Genomic DNA, 19,011 nt, shown 5'->3' on the forward strand with positions numbered 1-19,011 from the left:
CAGGGGACTCGCATGAAGAGCGAGCTGCCCAAGGTGATGCACACCCTCGCCGGGCGCCCTTTGATTTACTTTCCCGTGCGCGCCGCGCTCGATGCTGGATGTGTCGAGGTCATCGTGGTCGTCGGCCATGGGCGCGAGCTGGTCTCGTCGTACCTGGAGAAGACCTTCGGCGGGCGCGTGCGCACCGCCGTGCAGGTCGCCCAGCGTGGCACGGGTGACGCGGCCAAGGTGGGCATCGACGCCGTGGATGCCACGCGCGACGACTGCGATGCGGCCATCGTCTTCTATGGCGATGCTCCATTGCTGGCGGCTTCCGACCTGGTGCAGATCGCGCAAGCTCTCCATGGGGACAAGGCGAGCGAGCTGGCCCTGGCGACGTGCACCGTGGACGACGCCCATGGTTACGGTCGCATCCTGCGCGATGCGCGGGGCGATATCACCGAGATCCGCGAGCACCGCGATCTGCGCACCGACGCCGAACGCGCGGTCCGCGAGATCAACCCGGGCATTTTTGCGGCCAAGATGTCCTTCTGGCATTCGAAGCTCGCGCTCTTGAAGCCGAACAACGCGCAAGGCGAGCTCTATCTGACCGACGTGGTGTCTCTCGCGCGGGAAAGCGGGCAAGTCGTTCGGACGGCGTCCGCCCGCGATGCCGTGCTGCTCGGGGTCAACGATCGGCAGCAGCTGGTCGAGGCGGAGGTTGCGATCCACGATCGCATCGCGCGGGATCTGCGTCGCTCCGGTGTGACCGTTCGCGCGGGCGCACGCATCGACGAAGGTGTCGAGGTTGGCCACGATGCCACCATCGAGATGGGCGTCGTGTTGCGCGGGGCGACGGTCGTGGGCCCGGGCGCCTCGATCGACGTGGGGTGCGTGCTCACCAACGTGGTCGTGGACGCCGGTGCGATCCTCAAGCCGTACTCCGTGCTCACCGACTCGCGGGTGGGCGCGCGCGCTCAGATCGGGCCTTTTTCCCACGTGCGACCGGACAGCGACATCGGCGAAGAGGCGCACATCGGCAACTTCGTCGAGACGAAGAAGACGCGCCTCGGACGCGGCGCCAAAGCGAACCACCTCGCGTACCTCGGCGATGGCGTCATCGGACCCGCGGTCAACGTCGGCGCAGGGACTATTTTTTGCAATTATGACGGATACAAGAAGCACACGACCGTGATCGAAGAGGGCGCCTTCATCGGCAGCGACTCGCAGATCGTTGCGCCGGTCACCATCGGCAAAGGCGCCTACGTCGCCACCGGCACCACCGTCACACGCGACGTGCCCGCGGACGCCCTCGCCATTTCGCGCATTCGCCAAGAGAACAAGGAGGGCTACGCGCCACGCCTTCGCGCCAAGCTGAAGCCTTCGAAGAAAAGTTCTTCGTCAACGTGATCGATGCAGGCGCAAGTCCGAGGGTACGGTTTGGCCGAAGGAATGCTATGAGTCCGACGTGCGATACCGTCACCTTTTTCTTGGCCTGCTGACTGCGAACGCCGCCTCGCTTCTCTTTTTCTACGGGTGCGATCTCAAATCAGGCGGTGACGGCAGCGACGCGGGGCCCACCCCCGACTCGAGCATCGACACGGGCGTCGACTCGGGTCCGGGGGGGGAGTGCGAGGGCGTGGATCTGCAAACCGACCGCGAAAATTGCGGCGTGTGCAAGCGCTCCTGCCTGGGCAGTGCGTGCAATGCAGGGCAGTGCGTGCCTACGCGGTTCGCAGCCATCGCGAATGCCGGAGAGTTTGCGGTCGACGACGCCGGAGCCGTCGTGGTGCAAGTCCCGCCTCCGAATGGGTCCGACGGCGATGTTTACTACGCATCCTTCAGCGCCGATGGCGGAACGATTCGTCTCGTTGTGGGGGCCGAGCTTCCTCTGGGACCGTCCACCGACGGCACGTCTGCTTGTTGGGGCAACGGGGGTCGCGTGACGTGTTCGTCGCTTGACGGCGGAAACAGTCGCTCGAGTGCCACCGGCGAGAATGGACCGAAGTCGACGCTGATCTTGGGTGACACCGTGTACTGGATCAACAACGGTCCCGGGGACATCAAAAAGTTTCCGCTCGCCGGTGGTGCCAAGACGGTTGTGGCCAGCGGAGGTGGAATCACGGGAAGCCATTCTCTCGTGGTGGATGGCACGCGGCTCGTATGGGTCGTCGCTCCCACCAAGGCCGTGGTGACGGCTCCTGTCGATGGGGATGGCGGTTCACCGATCGTTCTGGGGACCATCCCTGCAGGCACGCCCAACGCCGTCGCCGTCGGCACGGACCATTACTACATCGCCGCTCAGAATGCCTCGGCGTCCGAGCTGGGCGGCATCTACCGCGTGGCGAAGAACGCTACGGGCGGCCCTGCCGAGCTCGTGATGCGCCAATCGCTCGTCGATCCCAGCATCGTGGTGGTGAGCGATTTCGTCTACTACACGAACAAGGTCGATGAAGGCGCCGTGTACCGATTCAAGGTCGGCGACACACCGCCGGATGGCGGACCGCCTGCCTTCGTCTCGGCGCAGCCTTCTCCCAAGGCCGTTCGGGCAGGGGCGGATGGCTTCATCTACTGGACCAACAGCGTTGCCGACGGCGGGCTGATGCGCGTGGCGAAGTAGGCTCGGGAATCGGCGTTTTTGGCGGGGCGTTCCATGGTTCAGTCGTTTTCTTTGGAAAACCCTGAACCATCAGGCAAGGTCGGACCATGGATGCCATTCGGGTGCGCGGAGGGGCTACGCTTCGCGGCAAAGTTCGGATCAGTGGGGCCAAGAATGCGGCCCTTCCCATTCTCTGTGCGACGTTGCTCTCGGATGGCGCGAGCCGGTTGCGAAACGTACCGGCCCTTCGGGACATACACACCACCTCGGCGCTGTTGCGGTTCCTCGGCCGTGGGGTGGAGATCCACGGGCCCGAAGTGCACGTGGCCGCGGGCAGCAACGTGCGGCCCGAGGCGCCGTACGAGCTGGTCAAACAGATGCGCGCGAGCGTGCTTGTGCTCGGACCCCTGCTCGCGCGCTTTGGTCGCGCCAAGGTGAGTCTGCCCGGTGGGTGCGCCATCGGGGCGCGTCCCATCGATCAGCACCTCAAGGGCCTCGAAGCGATGGGGGCCAACATTCGCTTGGAGCGCGGCTACGTCATTGCCGAGGGGCCCAATGGTGGCGGGCGCCTGCGCGGTGCGGAGGTGTACTTCGATCTTCCGACGGTGACCGGTACGGAAAATCTCATGATGGCCGCGGCCCTCGCCAAGGGGAGGACCACGCTGCTCAATTGTGCGAAGGAGCCCGAGGTCGAGGAGCTGGGACGCATCCTCAACAAGATGGGCGCGGAGGTCGATGGTGCTGGCACCGACGTGATTCACATCGTCGGGCAGGACCAAGGCGAGTTGGCTCCGTTCGACCATGCCATCATCCCCGATCGCATCGAGGCGGGGACGTACATGGTGGCGGCGGCCGTGACGGGTGGGGACGTTCTCGTCGAGGGGGCGGAGCTCTCCGATCTCGAGGCCCTCGTGGCCAAGATGCGCCAGGCGAACGTCAAGGTGGAGAGCGTGGCCGCCGAAGACGGTTCGGGCTCGGGTGGTGTTCGCGTTTGGCGCGATGGACCGCTCAAGTCGGTGGACGTGACGACCGCGCCGCATCCCGGCTTTCCCACCGACATGCAGGCGCAGTTTCTCGTGATGATGAGCCTCGCCCGTGGTGAAAGCGTGATCAGCGAGACCATCTTCGAGAACCGCTTCATGCACGTGCCGGAGCTCACCCGCATGGGCGCGAACGTGGCACTCCGCGGAAATGTCGCCGTGGTGCAGGGCGTGGATCGGCTTTACGGTGCGAGCGTCATGGCCACCGATCTGCGGGCCAGTGCGTCGCTGGTGATCGCCGGGCTCGTGGCGGACGGCGAGACGGAGGTGCGGCGCGTGTACCACCTCGATCGCGGCTACGAGCGCATCGAGGAAAAGTTCGGCGGGCTGGGCGCCCAGATCACGCGCGTCAAGGGGGCGGAGGGTTAGGCGGATCCAGCCGCACCAGAGGACGCAGGCGCCGCAGGCTGGCGCGGCCGATTCCACGGACGCGCAGCAGGTCCTCGAGTTGACGGAAGCGCCCGAGGCGCGTGCGCAAGGCGAGGATCGCCTCCGCACGTTTGGCGCCGACGCCGGGAAGGCGACGGAGGTCGTCGGCCTGGGCGGTGTTGAGGATGACGGGATCGTCGGGAGATGCTTCTCCCGCACGCTCCGCATGCGGCCCCGCCCGTCGCGCGACGCAAGGCTCGGGCGCTGCAGCACTCGCGACGGTGGGTGGCGCGGTCGCGCCTGCGTCGAGCGCAGTTGGCTCGGCGACGATGGCCGGAGGGACGGAAGGGGACGGAGGCTCGGCGTGGGCGCCGGCGGTGCGGCCGATGATGGCGAGGGCCGCGAGGCCGGCGATGACGAGAAGCACGCGGGTGAGAGGCTTGCTCCACACGCTGCCTACGCGACAGGCAGAGTTGCGGAGCGACGCAAGGGCGCCGCGTAGCGTGTACGCGGCGCCTCCCGGGGTTTGCGTCGTCATCGACGGACTCAGAAGGGAATGTCCGCGCCGTGTTTGCTGCTATCGCCGAGTGAGAAACTCGAAGAGTTGCTCGAGCCCCTCGAGAGGGGCGCGGGCGGCAGCTCCGACTCGCTCGCGGCATCGCGCGGCGTGTAATCGCGAAGCTGCAAGTTGCCGGAGACCGGAACCGCGTCGAGCCGTATGTTGATCGACCCGTCGCGATTCGTGAAGGCGACGCCGACACGCGTCCAGAAGGAGCGCCCCTGCCGCTCCGAGACCGTGTACGCGACCTTCATGTTGCTGAAATTCCGCGGCGTGGAAGGACCCGAACCCGAAACCGACAAGCTGCCGTTGTTCAATTGCACATCCATTTGTCTTTTCTCCTGTTGGCGGTCGCGTTCCCGCGCCGCACTCCCAGGCATAGCGATGCATGTGCCATCAGCTCTCCCGCGTGAATCCGCGCACTTACGCGGCGCGCTGCCCGTCCCGGCCAGCTTTGGCCTGTCCCAGGACAGTCCCGCCCTCTCGCGTGCGCCTCTGGTCTACGAAGGCATGCGAGCCCTACAGCGTCGAATGGATCCGGGCATCGAACGTAAATGACCTGCCGGAAAGTCCGCGCCCGCGGCAGGCTGGTGTATCCTTCTACGAGCACAAGGAGCTTCGATCATGGCAGCGCACGAGCGTGAGGGGGAAAATCGAGAGGACCAAACGACGCGGCGTTCTTTCCTGGGAGCCGTCGCCGCTGCCGGTGCAGCTAGCGCGGCCGGCGCCACCCTCCTCAAGAGTGAGGTCGCGGAGGCCGCCAAGGACAGCAACGCGGTGCCGAACCTCGCGGCCAGCCCGCCGCCCGGCTTCACGCCGTTTGCGGCCCCCGGACGCATCGTCAAGGTGACGAAGCCGGGCTCTCTGCAGAACAACAAGGTGTACCCGAAGCCCGATGCGGCCAAGGAGATGCTCACCAAGGTTCTCACGGAGCTCACCGGCGAGCCCGATCTGCCGAAAGCCGCCGCCCGCTTCGTGCACCCGGACGACAAGGTTTGCGTCAAGGTCAATGGCATCGCCCTGCGCAACCACGCCACCAACCAGGAGCTGGTCATCCCCTTCCTCGAGGCGATGATTGCTTCCGGCGTTCCGGCCAAGAACATCACCGTGCTGGAGCAGTACGGAAGCTACCTGCAAGGTACACGCATCAACGAGAAGAACGTTCCCGCGGGCGTGAAGATCTCGATTCACTCCAACGGCGACACGACCATGCCGGAGCGGCTCATTCCCGGTACCGGTGTGCGTACGAAGTTCTGCCGTGCGCTCACGGAGTCGACAGCGGTCATCAACTTCTCGCTCATCAAAGATCACTCCATCTGCGGCTACACCGGGTGTCTGAAGAACATGACGCACGGCACGCAGATCTATCCGCACTACTTCCACTCGCACCACGCGTCACCGCAGATCGCGGTGCTGTATGCGCAGGACATCATCAAGAGCCGCGTGCGCCTTTGCATCACCGACGCGTTTCAGGTCATGGTGCACGGCGGGCCGCTCGACAAGCAGCCGCAGTACCGCTACCCGTACGAGTCCGTGTTCGCCACGACGGATCCTGTCGCGATGGATACGTTGGGGTGGGAGATCATCGAAAAATTCCGCGCCGACAAGGGCCTGAAAAGCCTCACCGCCGAGGGGCGTGAACCCGCCTACATCAAGGCCGCCGCCGACTTGGGCCTGGGTATCCACGAGCGCGCCCAGATCCAGGTGAAAGAGATCGCCATCTGAGCTTTCTGCGGTCGCGCATCGGCTGGCCGAGCTTATACTCGGATAGGTGATAGACGGGCGGGACGATGACGATGGCGACACCGTTTCCGTGACGCCAGCGGCGCTAACGGAAACGAATTTGCGGCGCGGAGAGGCCTGCCTGGTGGTGATCTACGGCCCCGAGCTAGGCCGCCGCATTCCATTGGCCCACAGTCATTTCGAAATCGGGCGTTCCTCGAAGAGCGATCTCTCCATCGATCAGGAGAGCATCAGCCGTCACCATGCACGCATCGCCGCCGTCGGGGGTGGGACGTTCACCCTCATGGATCTGGGCTCCACCAACGGCACCTACGTGAACGACGTGTCCATCACCGAGCATCGCCTCGCCGATGGAGACCAGATCAAGATCGGCCGCTCGATCTTGAAGTTCATGACCGGCGACAACATCGAGACCAGCTACCACGAAGAGATTTATCGGCTGGTGACGGTCGACGCGCTCACCCAGCTTTTCAACAAGCGGTACTTCGGCGAGGCGCTCGAACGGGAATTCAACCGCGCCCGCCGCTACAAGCGGCACCTGTCGCTGTTTTTGCTCGACCTGGATCACTTCAAGCATATCAACGACCACTACGGTCATGTCGCCGGCGACTTCGTGCTTCGCCAGCTCGCAGTGGAAGTGAAAGCGAAACTGCGCCGGGAGGACATTTTCGCGCGGGTCGGCGGCGAAGAGTTCGGCGTGCTGCTTCCCGAGGTGCGGCACGAAGGCGCCCTGGCGACGGCCGAAAAGGTGCGCAAGGTCGTGGAGGCCGCGCAATTCACCTTCGACAAGCACACGATCCGCGGCACCGTCAGCATTGGCGTGGCGACCCTCGATCCAGCGCTCTTCGTTCCCGGGGACGAGGACTCGGCCGACGACGACGAGGAGACGGATCCCGATCCCTCCGCCTCTGGAGGTCTGGCCAACGGCAAGCCAAAGAGCGCTGCGGCGCTCTACGCGCTGGCCGACGCGGCCCTCTACCAGGCCAAAGAGCGCGGTCGAAATCGCGTCGAGGCCGCGTAGCCCGAGTCCGATAGCTACGAAGATCGAATCGAACCGCCAAGACGCCAAGAACGCCAAGGATCTGGGGGCGTGAACGAAGGCCGCCTTCATCGCTCCGGCACATCCTCCTTTCTTGGCGTCCTCCGCGTCTTGGCGGTTTCATTCTTCTTCGCCGAGTTGGCGCTAGGAATCCGAGTAGATCGAGAATGTCATCGTGTACGTGTCCTTCCCGATGCGGAATGGGATCTCGTAGTCCTCTTGCGACGAGGTGCGTGACTTCGCCTTCTCGGTCCTGATCTCGTAGACCAGATTCTGGAGCGAGCGCACCTCCAGCTCGGTGCCGGGTTGCACCTGCTCGGCGAAGATGCCGTAGTCCACCGGCACGTAGAGCGCGTCCGAGCAGCCGTTGTTCATTTCGACCGTGGCGCGGGCGCACGCGCTCAGCTTGGTCTGCAGGCAGGTCGGGATCTGCGGCGTGAAGGTCAGCGCGGACGTTTTGGGGAAGGGGCACGCGCTCGAGGTGCAGCCGAGCTGTACCGGCAAAGCGAGCGCAGAAATGATAGCGAACGCAGCAATTCCTACGATAAGTCGACGCATGGTGGAGGGGTAGATGACCTCGCGCCCGCTTGCGTGTCGCGGTGGCCCAACGCGACCCTCTTGCTTTTCCTGCAGATTGTCGTAAATGGTCCGCCCCCGCTTGGTCTCCCAGGTGGGACTGATACGGAGAAGCAGAACAACGGGCAGGTGACGGGTTTCGCCGAGGAGCGGGTTCCAGAGCGCACCGAGATCACCGCGTTGAACGGCAGGTAACCAGGAAGGACAGCGAACATATGAGCAATATCGTTACACGCAACTGGCGCGACCTCATTCGTCCCCGCGGAATTCAGATCGAGAGCGAGACGCTCACCGATTTCTACGGCAAGTTCTCCTGCGAGCCGCTCGAGCGTGGCTACGGCATCACCATCGGCAACTCGCTTCGCCGGGTGCTCCTGTCCTCGCTTCAGGGCGCTGCCATCACCGCCATCCGCATCGACGGCGCGCTGCACGAGTTCACGACCATCGCCGACGTCGTGGAGGACGTGACGGACATCATCCTCAACTTGAAGGAAGTCGTCCTCAAGGCCGCCACCCCCAAGACCTACACCGTCCGCTTGGAGAAAGAGGGCCCCGGCCCGGTCTTCGCGCGCGACATCCAGCTCGTCGACGGCCTGCAGGTCCTCAACCCGGACCACCTCATCGCCACGCTCGACAAGAAGGGCCCCCTGTCGATGGAGCTCACGGTCAACGTGGGCCGCGGCTACGTCCCGGCGGAGAAGAACAAGACGGCGACGATGCCCATCGGCACCATCCCGATCGATGCGCTCTTCAGCCCGGCCCGCAAGGTCAACTACACCGTGACCAACGCCCGCGTCGGCCAGGCCACGGACTACGACAAGCTCGCCCTCGAGGTTTGGACCAACGGCAGCGTCAAACCGCAAGATGCGGTCGCGTACGCGGCGAAGATCCTCAAGGAGCAGCTCTCGATCTTCATCAACTTCGAGGAGACCGAGGAGACGGCGTACCAAGCCCCCGGTGGCGAGGACGAGCCGCTCAACGAGAACCTGTTCCGCAGCGTCGACGAGCTGGAACTCAGCGTCCGCTCGGCCAATTGCTTGCAGAACGCCAACATCACGCTGATCGGTGAGCTCGTGCAGCGCACCGAGCAAGACATGCTGAAGACGAAGAACTTCGGGCGTAAGAGCCTGAAGGAAATCAAAGAGATCCTCGCCAACATGGGGCTCTCGCTCGGCATGAAGATCGACAACTGGCCCCAGATGCTCGAGCGCTGGAAGGCGCAACAAGCGCAGGCGTGACGCGAGTTTACGGAACCACGAGAAAGAACTTAGGGAGACAGCATCATGCGTCACGGAAACGCAGGTCGTAAGTTCGACCGGAATACCAGCCATCGCCGCGCCATGTTCAAGAACCTTGCGGCCAATTTGATCCTCCACGAGCGCATCGAGACGACCGACGCGAAGGCCAAAGAGCTTCGCCGCGTCGCCGAGCGCCTCATCACCCGCGCCAAGCGGCTCGGTGCGGTGGCCTACACCGCCCAGGCCGAGCTGTCCGACAAGGACAAGGCGCGCCGCCTGCACGCCCAGCGCGTCGTCGGCTCGCTCATCCCGCGCTTCGGCGCCAAGGTCGACAAGGCCGGCGTGAGCACCAAGGTCGACCTCGTCGAGAAGGTGTTCGTCGACCTCGCCAAGCGCTTCTCGGAGCGACCGGGCGGCTACACGCGCATCATCAAGGTCGGTCCCCGCCGCGGTGACGGCGCGCCGATCTCGCTCATCGAGTGGGTCGACGCCACGGGTCCCGTGGTCGCGGTCGAAGGCTCGGACGACGCGGAGAAGCCGGCGGCCAAGGCCGGCAAGGCCAAGTCGAAGAAGGCCACCGCCGTGGCGAGCACGGGCGGCGCCAAAGCCGAATAGTATCGAATAGATACGGGTCCCCAACGGGCACGGTCGCCTCGCGCGATCGTGCTCGTTGCCGTTTGTGGGCTCATCGTCGGGAGGCCTGGATCCTCCCAGGATCCTCCCCCACCCCAACCCTCCCCCGGGGGGGAGGGGGCACCAGAGGAGCCCGCGGAAAGAAAGGGGTTTGACGTGGGACCCGGCGCAGCTTACTTCCTCACGCGAGATGGCCACCCGTGAAGAAGTCGTTGCTGCGCTAAGTCCGCTCCTCCCTCATCCGTCGGTGCTGACCGATGTCGTCGTTCTCGGTCGGGACGTGACGGTGACGTTGAATGCGCCGGGGTCCCGCGAAGAGCTGGGGAAGAAGGTGCGTGAGGCGCTGGCCCAGCTTCCCGACGTGGGCGGTACCGAGGTGCGCTGGCACTCGGAGGTGCGCGGACGCAACATCGGGCCGGACGATCCGCTGCCCGAGGTGAAGAACGTCATCCTCGTGATGAGCGGCAAAGGTGGCGTCGGCAAGAGCACCACCGCGACCAACCTGACCATGGCGCTGCACCGCGCGGGCTTCCGTGTCGGCTTGCTTGATGCGGACATCTACGGCCCCTCCATCCCGACGATGCTCGGCGTGAGCGGCCGTCCGGTGTCGCTCGACGGCAAGAGTATCGAGCCGCTCGAGCGCTTCGGCGTGAAGCTCATGTCCATCGGCTTCCTCCTGGAGGACCCCAAGGCCGCCGTCGTATGGCGCGGCCCTATGCTCCACGGCGCGCTCTTGCAGTTCCTCAAGGACGTGCGTTGGGGCACGCTCGATTACCTGCTGCTCGACCTGCCGCCGGGCACCGGTGACGTCGCGCTGACCCTCGCGCAGCGCATAACGTCGCCGTACGCGGTCATCGTCACCACCCCGCAACCGGTGGCCACGGACGACGTCTACAAGTCCGTCTCCATGTGCGAGAAGGTCAACATCCCCATCGTGGGCGTCGTCGAGAACATGAGCTACTTCATCGACAGCGCCGGCGTCTCGCACGAGTTGTTCGGTAAGGGCGGCGGCCAAGCCATCGCCGATTTCGCCAAGGCGCCGCTCCTCGGGCAGGTGCCCATCGATCAAAGCGTGCGCGAGTGGGGCGACAAGGGAACGCCCGTCGTGCAGGCCGCGCCGTTCAGCACCGTGGCCCGCGCCTTCGTCGGCGTGGCCGAGCGCCTCACCGACGCCATCGACGCCCGTCGCACCGAAGGCGAAGAGGAAGCCCCGCCGGAAATCGACCGCAGCGGTGGCACGGGCGGCCGCAAGCGGCTGCCCATCATGAAGTAGCCGTCACGAAGGAGGGGGCAGCGTCTCTTTCCGCAGGGCCACGCGCCCCGACCCGGTGTCGACCCATACGGTCGCACCCTCCGGGGCGCGCGAAAAATCGACGATGGTCTGCGCGGTCGCACCGAAGGCCCGAAGCGCGATGCACGCCCGCATCACGTTGGCATCACCCGCATCGATCCGCAGCTCCGGCGTCGCGTTCCCGACGATGCGGTACACGACGTCGGCTGCGTCGAGCTCACGGAGCAGCGGCTCGTCGGACGGCATTACGAGCGCCAGCCGCCCTTCTTCTGGGCGCGGTACGTCTCGACGTCTTGCTCCTTCTTGAGGAGCACGCCGAGGAAGGGCAGCTCTTTCACGAAGCGCTCTTTCCCGACGCCGCTTTGCTTCAAGACGGCGATCCAGTCGATGAGTTCACTCGTCGAGGGGCGCTTGCGCAGGCGCGGCATGTCGCGAAGCTCGTAGAAGGCGACGACGGCTTGGTCGACCAACTCGCTTTCGAGCTTCGGGTGGTGCACGCGCACGATGCGCTTCATCAGCTCCATGTCCGGGAAGTCGATGAAATGGAAGACCGTGCGGCGCAAGAAGGCGTCGGGTAGTTCCTTCTCGTTGTTCGACGTGATGATCACCACCGGGCGCTCGGTGGCCACGACGTCGTCGCCCGTTTCCGTGACGTGGAAACGCATGCGATCGAGCTCGTGCAAAAGGTCGTTCGGGAACTCGATGTCCGCCTTGTCGACTTCGTCGATCAAGATCACCATGCGCTCGCTCCCCGCGAACGAACGGCCCAGGGGCCCCAGCTTGATGTAGCGGCGGATGTCCTTCACGTCGCCATCGCCGAAGCGTGCATCGTACAAGCGTTGCACGGTGTCGTAGATGTAAAGGCCGTCTTGGGCGCGGGTGGTCGACTTCACCGGCCAGTGAATGAGCGAGAGCCCGAGGCTCTCCGCGACGGCTTGGGCGAGCAATGTCTTTCCGGTGCCGGGCTCCCCCTTCACCAGGAGGGGGCGCTCGAGGGCCAGCGCACAATTGACGGCGGCCTCCAGCGAATCATTGGTCAAGTAGCCCGGCGTGCCCGAAAAACGGCGAAATTGACTCACCGCATCCTTATAGCAAGCATCCCAACCGCGCGCCGCTCCAGACGTCGCTACAGATCGAGCAAGACGCCGAGCCCGGTAACCAGGCCGAATTGGAAGAAGCTCGCGTCGGCGGACCGCGAGGAGTTGCTTGCATCGAGCGTGTGCTTGCCGCCGAGTGAGAAGGTGAGCTCGGGGGCCGCGCTCAGGAAGAAGGTCTCGTTGATGCGGAAGAGGACGGGGACGTCTGCCGAGAAGATGAGGGAGGAGAAGCTGTCCTTGTCCGCGCCGACCACGTTCTGGCGGGAGGCGTAGCCGATGCCACCGCGCGGCCAGATGGCGAAGCGGCTGGTGATGGGAAACATGTAACCTACACGCGGTAGGAAGGTGAAGGCCGTGGTGGTGGGACGATCCGTCTCGTTCTCCACGGTGCTTCCGTTGTTGCTCGTCTTGGTTTTGTCCGTGCGGCTCGTCGACGCGATTTCGAGCAAGCCGCCGACCGAGAGGTGATCGAGGATGAAGTAGTCCGCCGCCGGGGCGAACCAGAACGTGGTCAGCCGGGTGGTGACTTCGACATTGTTGTTTTGGACGTCATCCGCTTTGTACGACTGGGTGGAGAAGCCGAGGGGACCCGCGTACGAGACACCGCTGAACGCGCCGATTCGGAATCCCATGAGCGAGTCGATGGCGAGCTGACCCTTGGAGCCGGGGAGGCTCAAAAGATCGCGCTGCTGCGCCTGCGCTCGCGCAGGAACGAAAATCGTAGCGAGAACGATAAAAGCCGCCAGCCCGACGAGGGTCAGCGACCGCGTTTTGGGTTTCTCATACATGATTCGCATCCTATTTTTGGTGTTGCATGGAGCACCGCTTCGACGCGGGCCGCGCTACGTTACTCGCGTGCTCATCGCCCTTCCAAAATTGCCGCTGCCTTCACCCGAGTCGATCACACGGGCTCTTCTGGAGCTCGGACGCGCACTCGGAGACTCCAAAGTGCTCACCGGAGACGCGTGCGAGAACTACGCGCGCGACGAGAGTGAGGCCACGGGGCTCGTGCCCGCCGCCGTGGTCTTGGCGGCGAATGCCGAGGACGTGAGGCGCACCTTGGAGATTGCCGAGAGCACCGGCGTTGCCGTCACGCCGCGTGCGGGAGGCACCGGCCGAACGGGCGGAGCCGTTCCCGTGGTGGGCGGCATCGTGCTCGCGACCGACGCGATGAAGCAGGTGAAAGAGATCAACGCGAAGGATCTTCTCGCGGTGGTCGAGCCCGGAATCGTCACCGGTGACTTTCACGCGATGGTGGAGCGCGAGGGCTTCTTCTATCCGCCGGACCCGAACTCACTGGGGAGCTGCTGCATCGGCGGCAACGTCGCCGAGAACGCGGGTGGTCCGCGCGCGTTCAAGTACGGGGTGACACGCGAGTACGTGCTCGGGCTGGAGGCGGTGCTCATGGGCGGGCGGGTGCTCCGCACCGGCAAGCGCACCGTGAAGGGCGTGACGGGCTACGACGTGACCTCACTCTTGGTGGGCAGCGAAGGGACGCTCGGCGTCTTCACCGAGATCACGCTGCGCCTGGTTCCCAAGCCGCCCGAGGTGGCGACGGTGCTCGCGCTGTTCGACGACGTCCGCCACGCGGGCGCGGCGGTGAGTGCGCTGGTCGCGCGCGGGTTGGTGCCTCGCTGCCTGGAGATGCTGGACTCGGCGACCTTGGACGCGGTGCGCGCCCAGAAGGTGGCCATCGATCCGCGGGCGCACGCGATGTTGCTCATCGAGGTCGATGGCGAGGCGGCGACGATTGCGACCTTGCTCGAGCAGATTGCCGACGTGCTGGGGCGCGGCGAAGGGTTGATCGATCTTCTGGCGGCGCAGGACCCGTCGCAGCGTGCTCGTCTCTGGGAGGCGCGGCGGATGCTGTCGCCGGCGACGCGAAAGCTTGCGAAGTACAAGTTGTCCGAGGACATCGTGGTGCCGCGTTCGCGCATCGCGGAGCTACTCGACGGCGTCGACGAGATCGGCGCGCGCACGAAGGTGCGATACTTGACCTACGGGCATGCCGGCGATGGGAACTTCCACGTCAATTTTCTATGGAACGACGAAGCCGAGCGCGTCGCCGTGGATCAATCCATCGAGGCGCTGATGCGCCTCACGATTTCCCTGGGCGGCACGTTGAGCGGCGAACATGGTATCGGTCTCGCCAAAGCGGCGTACATGCCCTTGGAGCAATCGGAAGATCTGATGGCGCTTCAGCGCGACATCAAACGCGTCTTCGATCCGAAGCAGCTCCTGAACCCGGGCAAAATCTTCCCCGTCCGCCCGGGCCACGGCGCTTGCTAATCGCGGCCGCGCCAAGTCGCACATGAGCCACGTCGCGAATGAGCATGGAGCGCCGGCTTCCATCCGGCGGTCCGCCGGCCTCTGGCCGGCTTTGCAATCGTGTCAGCCAGCATCCTGCCGGCGCTCCATAACGCGTAGCGTCTCGGTGCGAATACTCTAGTTGCAATAGTTCCAGCTGGAATGTTTGCACGCTTCCGGACAATGGTTCTCGCAGGCGGTGCGGGCGGCGCCGGCGGTGGGGCCGCAGGTGGCGCCGATGCCGTGGGTGAATTCGCGGCCGGTGGATTGGCAAATGTAGTCGCCGCCTCGGCAGCATGGATCTCCGATGGCTTGCTCGGTGGTGGCCGGGATTTCCTCGTCGGCGGAGGAGGCTTCGGTGGCGCAGGCGCTGAGGGATGCGCCGAGGAGCAGGGCGAGTGCGGTGGTGAATAGATTCTTCGTCATGCCTGCCAACGTGCCCATTGGAGGCGCGCGCAGAAAGTCGGCCGAATGGAGGACACCCCCTACGCGAGGCGGGCGTCGATTAATTCCGCGACGCGGTGGGACATGGCCATGATGGTCATTTGCGGATTGACGCCCAGTGCGGAGGGGACTGCGGAGCCGTCGGCGACGTAGAGGCTTTCGATTTCGTGCGTCTCGTGGTCGGGGCCTAGCACGGAGGTGCGGGGATCGGTGCCGATGCGGCAGGTGCCCAGGGGATGGTAGGCGGTGACGTCGAAGTCGCCGGGGTGGAAGGCATGGGTGGCGAGGCGGCGTAGTTCGGAGCCCGTGCGCACCTCTTCGAGCCCGGGGAGCATGGGGAGCACGCGGCGTGCGCCGGCGGCGAGGAAGATCTCGCTGAGGATGGCGACGGCGCGGGCCATTTTGACGCAGTCGGCGTCGTTCATGTTGTACGTGATGAACGGGTGCGCGGCGCTGCCGGGAACGGCGCGGACCGTGCCGCGGGAGCTGTCTTCGATCATGATGCCGAACTGCGCGATGTAGCGGTACTGCTCCATGAGCCGGCTGAAGGCGTTGCCCACCCACGGTACGCCGATGGCGGTGACGTCGAGCGGCGTGGAGCCGCCCTCGAACATGAGCCCTTCGTCCTTGAATTGGTCCACCGCGTAGCCCTGCGGGATGGCATTGGCCATGTCGATCGGCTCGTCGAACACGGCGATGACCCGCGTGGCCGGGTGGATCGAGAGGTTCCGCCCCAATGCGGCGTTGCCCTGCAGAAGGCCTGCGCGCTCGAGGAGCACGGGCGTCATCAGGGCACCGCCCGCGAGCACCACGGCGTCGGCGCGCACCCGCAGCTCGTAGCCCGAGCCAAGGCGCGCACGAACACCGCGCGCGCGGCCGTCTTCGATGCAGATGCTCGTCGCCTCGGCGGCGGTGATGAGCTCTGCCCCGCGGAGCAGCGTTTGCGGAATGTAGCTCACGTCGGTGGAGCGCTTCGCGCCGGTGGGGCAGCCGAAGACGCATACGCCCTGTCCGTCGCAGTCGGGCGCGTTGCGCTGCAGCGGGTGATGCGAATACCCGAGGGCATCGGCCCCGCGGGAGATGACCCGGCCGATGCCGCCCGTGAGCTCGCGCTTCGCCGGTGTGACCTCGAGCATGCGCTCCACGCGCTCGTAATACGGCGCGAGCTCGTCGTGTGCGACCTCGCCAAGGCCCAGTTCACGCTCCCACCGATCGAAGATGCGCCCGGGCGCGCGGTAGCACGTGCCCGAGTTGATCACCGTGCTGCCGCCGACGGCGCGGCCGGCCCACACGGGGGTGCCGATGTTGCCCACGGCGACGGTGAGCCCTTGGTCGCGGTACAACTTGCGCGACATCTCCGCCGCGCGCGCGGTAAAGGACGAGCGGCGATGGTAGTCGCCCTCCTCGAGTAGCAACACCGCGCGGCCGCGGGAGGCCAATTCGTAAGCGCAGGCTGCACCGCCGGCGCCCGTGCCGATGACCACGACCTCGCACTCCACCTGGAGGTTCTGCCGGATGCTGCGCCCGTCGCGCACGCGCTGCATCCAGCGCACCGGCTCGTCGGTGGTGACTAGCTTCAGACGGGTGCGCTGATCCCGCACCGGATCGCCCGATTTGCCGTACGAACAGCCGACCCGCTCGAACATGTCCGCGTCGTCGTAGTGCGCGGCCTTGAGCGGCGTGAGGATGGCCCGGAGCAGTGCGCGCCGTGGATGGATCTGCGAACGCTGCCAGTCCTCGAGAAAGGTTCGCGCCCGCTCCAGGGGAAGCTTCGACAGCCGGCGACCGGTGGAAGGAATGGCCGCCAGCTCCGCGGCCCAGAGCAGGGCCTTGATGCCCAGCCAATGCAGCTCGGTGCCGTCTTTCAGGAAGCGCTGGAGGCGCGTCACGGTGATTTCGCCGCCGCCGGGCAGGATATCCCCGTCGGGAATGGCTGCGCGGGCGAGGGCTATGACGATTCGCTGTTCTTGCGCGTTGAGTGCCATGATCCTGTATATTCTGTAAATGCAGAATGTTCAGGAAGCAAGCTCCTCCTGCTCCCCAACCCCCGCTCCTAACCCCTAATCCCTCGAAGAAAGCCAGGCGGCGACGGCTTCCCACACGTGGGAGGAGCGGCGGCCGGTGACGAGGGACATGTGCCCCGGGGCGGCGCCGCCTCGATCGTCGTTTGCGATGACCTGCACGTCTTTGATGCCGGCGGTGCACTCCAGCATGCGCTCCGCGCACTCGGGGACACAACGAAGCTTGTCGGCCTTGCTGGCGATGGCGAGCACGGGGATGCGCACGTTGGCGAGCGCGCGGACGTAGTCGATGGCCCCGTCGTCGCTCGTCCACGTGCCTTCGCGGGCCGCGCGCACGGCGGCGCGCATCACGCTCGAGGATTCATCGTCGGTGCCGAGCCCCAATGCGCGCGCGGGGAAGTGCCCGCGGGCCTCGAGCATGTTCGCCACATAGGCCATGGCGGCGCGCTTGGCTTGCCACCTGAGCAACGATGGCTCGAAGCGCCGGAGCCACACGTTGGTGGCGATGGCCACGATGGCGTCGGCGTCGATGGCCCCCGTGCCGCGGGCGGCGAGCGCAACGTGCCCGCCGAGCGCGTGGCCGACGACGACCAGCGGCCCCTTCCAGCGTGCCCGCGCGCACTCGGCGACGGCGGCGAGATCGTGCCGGATGAACGCGTCGTACGTGACCTCGCTTTCCGACGGGCTCTCTCCGTGGCCGCGAAAGTCGAACGCCAGGGTGCGAAAGCCCTGCCCGGCGAGGAACGGGGCGAGCCCTCGTCCGTCACGGAGGAACGACTGCCGCGATGCGAACTCCGCGTGCGCCAGAAGAACGGTGCCGCGCGCGCGCAAGATCGGCTCCTGCGCCGTGGCCCGGAGTGAGACGCCGTCGGCGGTGCGGATCTCGATCTCTTCGGTGAAGGGCGGTCTCACCATCGAGATCCATCGAGCTCAGTCGAGCGACAGCACGCCGATCTCGCTGCCCACCGAGACCCCGAGGTGCGCGGCGGCGTCGGCCTCCAGGGTGCCGGATTCGGCATCCCAGTGCGCGAGCACGGCGCGGAAGTACGGCGGTTCCGCCGTTTGCGCGGCCACGATGGACCGATTCTTCGTGCGCAAGGAATCCTCGCCGATGGCCTTCACCACAGTGTTGCCCGAGCGCTGCACCAAGGTGACTTCGTCCGTGGGCGCGGTGAAATGCGGGCCGCCATCGAACGGGTCGACCCGCTCGGCGTAGCGGAAACCGATGCGGCGGAGCATCTTCTCGACCCCGCGCGTCTGCCCGCCCACCTTGCCGATGACGTCCTGTGCCTGCTGCGGCAAGAGCGAGGCGTAAATGGTCCCTTCGGGGAAGAGCCCGCGAATGAACTCCTTGTTTTGCTTCGACAAAACGTCGGCCTCGGCATAGCTCAGGTCGGTGAAGTGCCGGCCCAGGGCGTCCCAGAGGTGCGAGGTGCCGTCGGCCTCGAGCGGGGGAAGAAGCTCGGCGAGCAGCTCGTCGCGGAAGGCCTCGCGGTGCAGCTTGATGAAGAGGAAGCGCACGTACGAGATGAATTGCCCGAGCCGCTCCGGGAAGCGCCGGTACTCGGGCAGCAAGACCAGGCCGCCGATCTCCGTCGGGCCGTTGTACGAGTAGCCGATGGAGAGCGCCGTGTGCTTGAAATGTCGGTCCAGCGTGGCCGAGTAGCGCTCCTCGTCGATGACGTCGAGGTAGATGTACGGCGCATCCCTCCGCCCGAGCTGAGCAATGATCATCGAGGTGCCGATGATGCGCTTCTTCTCGCAATCGACGAGGACGAAGACGTACTCCCGACGCTTCGCATCCTTGAGTTCCCCGGTGAAACTCTTCTGCGCCAGGTCCAGCAGGTGCGCGATGGCGTCGCGGCTGAAGGGCAGATTGACCGTGTTCAGGTGATGCGCCAGCTCGAGGAGTTCGTCCTCATCGGAGGCGAGGGCACCGCGAATCTCGAAGGCCGGCATGCGCCGGCGTTTCTGCCACAGAGTTGCGAGTTTCGTCCAGCCCGCGCGGTCGACGGCGGTGAAATGGTCGGGTTTCAGCGGAATTCTGCCGAAATCACTCGAGATCGCTTGCGGAAA

General features: G+C 65.6%; 18 protein-coding genes and 1 pseudogene. 9 read left to right on the top strand and 10 right to left on the bottom strand.

What is annotated here, in order from left to right; translation table 11 throughout:
- The first annotated feature begins 12 nt into the window (after positions 1 to 12).
- The 3 genes from glmU to murA all read left to right on the top strand — a co-directional run bounded on the left by glmU (position 13) and on the right by murA (position 3,987).
- A complete protein-coding gene (gene glmU, locus LVJ94_04980) occupies positions 13 to 1,389 on the top strand; it encodes a bifunctional UDP-N-acetylglucosamine diphosphorylase/glucosamine-1-phosphate N-acetyltransferase GlmU (protein ID WXB06599.1) in 1,377 nt (458 codons plus the stop codon).
- 58 nt (positions 1,390 to 1,447) lie between these two features.
- Positions 1,448 to 2,599, top strand: a complete 1,152-nt coding sequence (locus LVJ94_04985) for a hypothetical protein (GenBank protein ID WXB06600.1) — start codon at positions 1,448 to 1,450, stop codon at positions 2,597 to 2,599.
- An 86-nt stretch (positions 2,600 to 2,685) separates the two neighbouring features.
- A complete protein-coding gene (gene murA / locus LVJ94_04990) occupies positions 2,686 to 3,987 on the top strand; it encodes a UDP-N-acetylglucosamine 1-carboxyvinyltransferase (GenBank protein WXB06601.1) in 1,302 nt (433 codons plus the stop codon).
- Here murA and LVJ94_04995 read toward each other — a convergent pair.
- Together LVJ94_04995 and LVJ94_05000 are read right to left on the bottom strand one after the other, a co-directional pair.
- The gene (locus tag LVJ94_04995) at positions 3,968 to 4,525 is read right to left on the bottom strand and encodes a helix-hairpin-helix domain-containing protein (GenBank protein ID WXB06602.1); all 558 of its coding nucleotides are present in this window, start codon (positions 4,523 to 4,525) and stop codon (positions 3,968 to 3,970) included. The genes murA and LVJ94_04995 overlap by 20 nt on opposite strands.
- Positions 4,526 to 4,533: 8 nt before the next feature.
- Positions 4,534 to 4,875 carry a hypothetical protein gene (locus LVJ94_05000; protein WXB06603.1) on the bottom strand — a complete coding sequence of 114 codons (342 nt, stop codon included), beginning with the start codon at positions 4,873 to 4,875 and terminating at the stop codon, positions 4,534 to 4,536.
- A gap of 295 nt (positions 4,876 to 5,170) precedes the next feature.
- Between LVJ94_05000 and LVJ94_05005 the strand changes: the two genes are divergently transcribed.
- A complete protein-coding gene (locus LVJ94_05005) occupies positions 5,171 to 6,271 on the top strand; it encodes a DUF362 domain-containing protein (protein WXB06604.1) in 1,101 nt (366 codons plus the stop codon).
- Positions 6,272 to 6,317: 46 nt separating this feature from the next.
- On the top strand, positions 6,318 to 7,310 hold the full coding sequence (locus LVJ94_05010; protein ID WXB06605.1) for a GGDEF domain-containing protein: 993 nt from the start codon (positions 6,318 to 6,320) through the stop codon (positions 7,308 to 7,310).
- 162 nt (positions 7,311 to 7,472) lie between these two features.
- On the opposite strand, the gene LVJ94_05015 is transcribed toward LVJ94_05010, so the two are convergent.
- A complete protein-coding gene (locus tag LVJ94_05015) occupies positions 7,473 to 7,832 on the bottom strand; it encodes a hypothetical protein (protein ID WXB06606.1) in 360 nt (119 codons plus the stop codon).
- Positions 7,833 to 8,119: 287 nt separating this feature from the next.
- On the opposite strand from LVJ94_05015, the gene LVJ94_05020 reads away from it, so the two are divergent.
- The 3 genes and pseudogenes from LVJ94_05020 to LVJ94_05030 all read left to right on the top strand — a co-directional run bounded on the left by LVJ94_05020 (position 8,120) and on the right by LVJ94_05030 (position 11,048).
- Positions 8,120 to 9,142, top strand: coding sequence for a DNA-directed RNA polymerase subunit alpha (locus tag LVJ94_05020; GenBank protein ID WXB06607.1), 1,023 nt, complete (start codon positions 8,120 to 8,122; stop codon positions 9,140 to 9,142).
- A gap of 45 nt (positions 9,143 to 9,187) precedes the next feature.
- Positions 9,188 to 9,628: pseudogene (rplQ, locus tag LVJ94_05025) on the top strand (50S ribosomal protein L17).
- A gap of 337 nt (positions 9,629 to 9,965) precedes the next feature.
- Positions 9,966 to 11,048: an Mrp/NBP35 family ATP-binding protein gene (locus tag LVJ94_05030; protein ID WXB06608.1), complete on the top strand. Its 1,083-nt coding sequence runs from the start codon at positions 9,966 to 9,968 to the stop codon at positions 11,046 to 11,048.
- A 3-nt stretch (positions 11,049 to 11,051) separates the two neighbouring features.
- Here LVJ94_05030 and LVJ94_05035 read toward each other — a convergent pair whose 3' ends face one another.
- From LVJ94_05035 to LVJ94_05045, 3 genes are read right to left on the bottom strand one after another with little or no spacing between them, the layout of a single operon-like run.
- Positions 11,052 to 11,312, bottom strand: coding sequence for a hypothetical protein (locus LVJ94_05035; GenBank protein ID WXB06609.1), 261 nt, complete (start codon positions 11,310 to 11,312; stop codon positions 11,052 to 11,054).
- Positions 11,312 to 12,145, bottom strand: a complete 834-nt coding sequence (locus tag LVJ94_05040) for a MoxR family ATPase (GenBank protein WXB06610.1) — start codon at positions 12,143 to 12,145, stop codon at positions 11,312 to 11,314. The genes LVJ94_05035 and LVJ94_05040 overlap by 1 nt, the downstream gene beginning before the upstream one ends.
- Before the next feature lie 47 nt (positions 12,146 to 12,192).
- Positions 12,193 to 12,951 carry a porin family protein gene (locus LVJ94_05045; GenBank protein WXB06611.1) on the bottom strand — a complete coding sequence of 253 codons (759 nt, stop codon included), beginning with the start codon at positions 12,949 to 12,951 and terminating at the stop codon, positions 12,193 to 12,195.
- Positions 12,952 to 13,018: 67 nt separating this feature from the next.
- Between LVJ94_05045 and LVJ94_05050 the strand changes: the two genes are divergently transcribed.
- On the top strand, positions 13,019 to 14,452 hold the full coding sequence (locus LVJ94_05050; protein WXB06612.1) for an FAD-binding protein: 1,434 nt from the start codon (positions 13,019 to 13,021) through the stop codon (positions 14,450 to 14,452).
- Positions 14,453 to 14,608: 156 nt separating this feature from the next.
- Here LVJ94_05050 and LVJ94_05055 read toward each other — a convergent pair whose 3' ends face one another.
- From LVJ94_05055 to LVJ94_05070, 4 genes are all read right to left on the bottom strand, one after another.
- Complete coding sequence (locus LVJ94_05055; protein WXB06613.1) at positions 14,609 to 14,896, bottom strand: hypothetical protein; 288 nt, start codon at positions 14,894 to 14,896, stop codon at positions 14,609 to 14,611.
- A 59-nt stretch (positions 14,897 to 14,955) separates the two neighbouring features.
- A complete protein-coding gene (locus tag LVJ94_05060) occupies positions 14,956 to 16,899 on the bottom strand; it encodes a GMC family oxidoreductase (protein WXB06614.1) in 1,944 nt (647 codons plus the stop codon).
- 75 nt (positions 16,900 to 16,974) lie between these two features.
- Positions 16,975 to 17,850 carry a lysophospholipase gene (locus LVJ94_05065; protein WXB06615.1) on the bottom strand — a complete coding sequence of 292 codons (876 nt, stop codon included), beginning with the start codon at positions 17,848 to 17,850 and terminating at the stop codon, positions 16,975 to 16,977.
- 15 nt (positions 17,851 to 17,865) lie between these two features.
- Positions 17,866 to 18,894: an arginine N-succinyltransferase gene (locus LVJ94_05070; GenBank protein ID WXB06616.1), complete on the bottom strand. Its 1,029-nt coding sequence runs from the start codon at positions 18,892 to 18,894 to the stop codon at positions 17,866 to 17,868.
- Positions 18,895 to 19,011: the final 117 nt, after the last annotated feature.

Source organism: Sorangiineae bacterium MSr11367 (assembly GCA_037157805.1).
Lineage (GTDB): Bacteria > Myxococcota_A > Polyangia > Polyangiales > Polyangiaceae > Pendulispora > Pendulispora rubella.

Coding starts and splice junctions, on each gene's coding strand:
- murA (WXB06601.1), top strand. CDS start 2,686: ATGGATGCCATTCGGGTGCGCGGAGGGGCTACGCTTCGCGGCAAAGTT.
- LVJ94_05070 (WXB06616.1), bottom strand. CDS start 18,894: ATGCCGGCCTTCGAGATTCGCGGTGCCCTCGCCTCCGATGAGGACGAA.
- LVJ94_05065 (WXB06615.1), bottom strand. CDS start 17,850: ATGGTGAGACCGCCCTTCACCGAAGAGATCGAGATCCGCACCGCCGAC.
- LVJ94_05045 (WXB06611.1), bottom strand. CDS start 12,951: ATGTATGAGAAACCCAAAACGCGGTCGCTGACCCTCGTCGGGCTGGCG.
- LVJ94_05055 (WXB06613.1), bottom strand. CDS start 14,896: ATGACGAAGAATCTATTCACCACCGCACTCGCCCTGCTCCTCGGCGCA.
- LVJ94_04995 (WXB06602.1), bottom strand. CDS start 4,525: ATGACGACGCAAACCCCGGGAGGCGCCGCGTACACGCTACGCGGCGCC.
- LVJ94_05030 (WXB06608.1), top strand. CDS start 9,966: ATGGCCACCCGTGAAGAAGTCGTTGCTGCGCTAAGTCCGCTCCTCCCT.
- LVJ94_05000 (WXB06603.1), bottom strand. CDS start 4,875: ATGGATGTGCAATTGAACAACGGCAGCTTGTCGGTTTCGGGTTCGGGT.
- LVJ94_05035 (WXB06609.1), bottom strand. CDS start 11,312: ATGCCGTCCGACGAGCCGCTGCTCCGTGAGCTCGACGCAGCCGACGTC.
- LVJ94_05005 (WXB06604.1), top strand. CDS start 5,171: ATGGCAGCGCACGAGCGTGAGGGGGAAAATCGAGAGGACCAAACGACG.
- glmU (WXB06599.1), top strand. CDS start 13: ATGAAGAGCGAGCTGCCCAAGGTGATGCACACCCTCGCCGGGCGCCCT.
- LVJ94_05020 (WXB06607.1), top strand. CDS start 8,120: ATGAGCAATATCGTTACACGCAACTGGCGCGACCTCATTCGTCCCCGC.
- LVJ94_05060 (WXB06614.1), bottom strand. CDS start 16,899: ATGGCACTCAACGCGCAAGAACAGCGAATCGTCATAGCCCTCGCCCGC.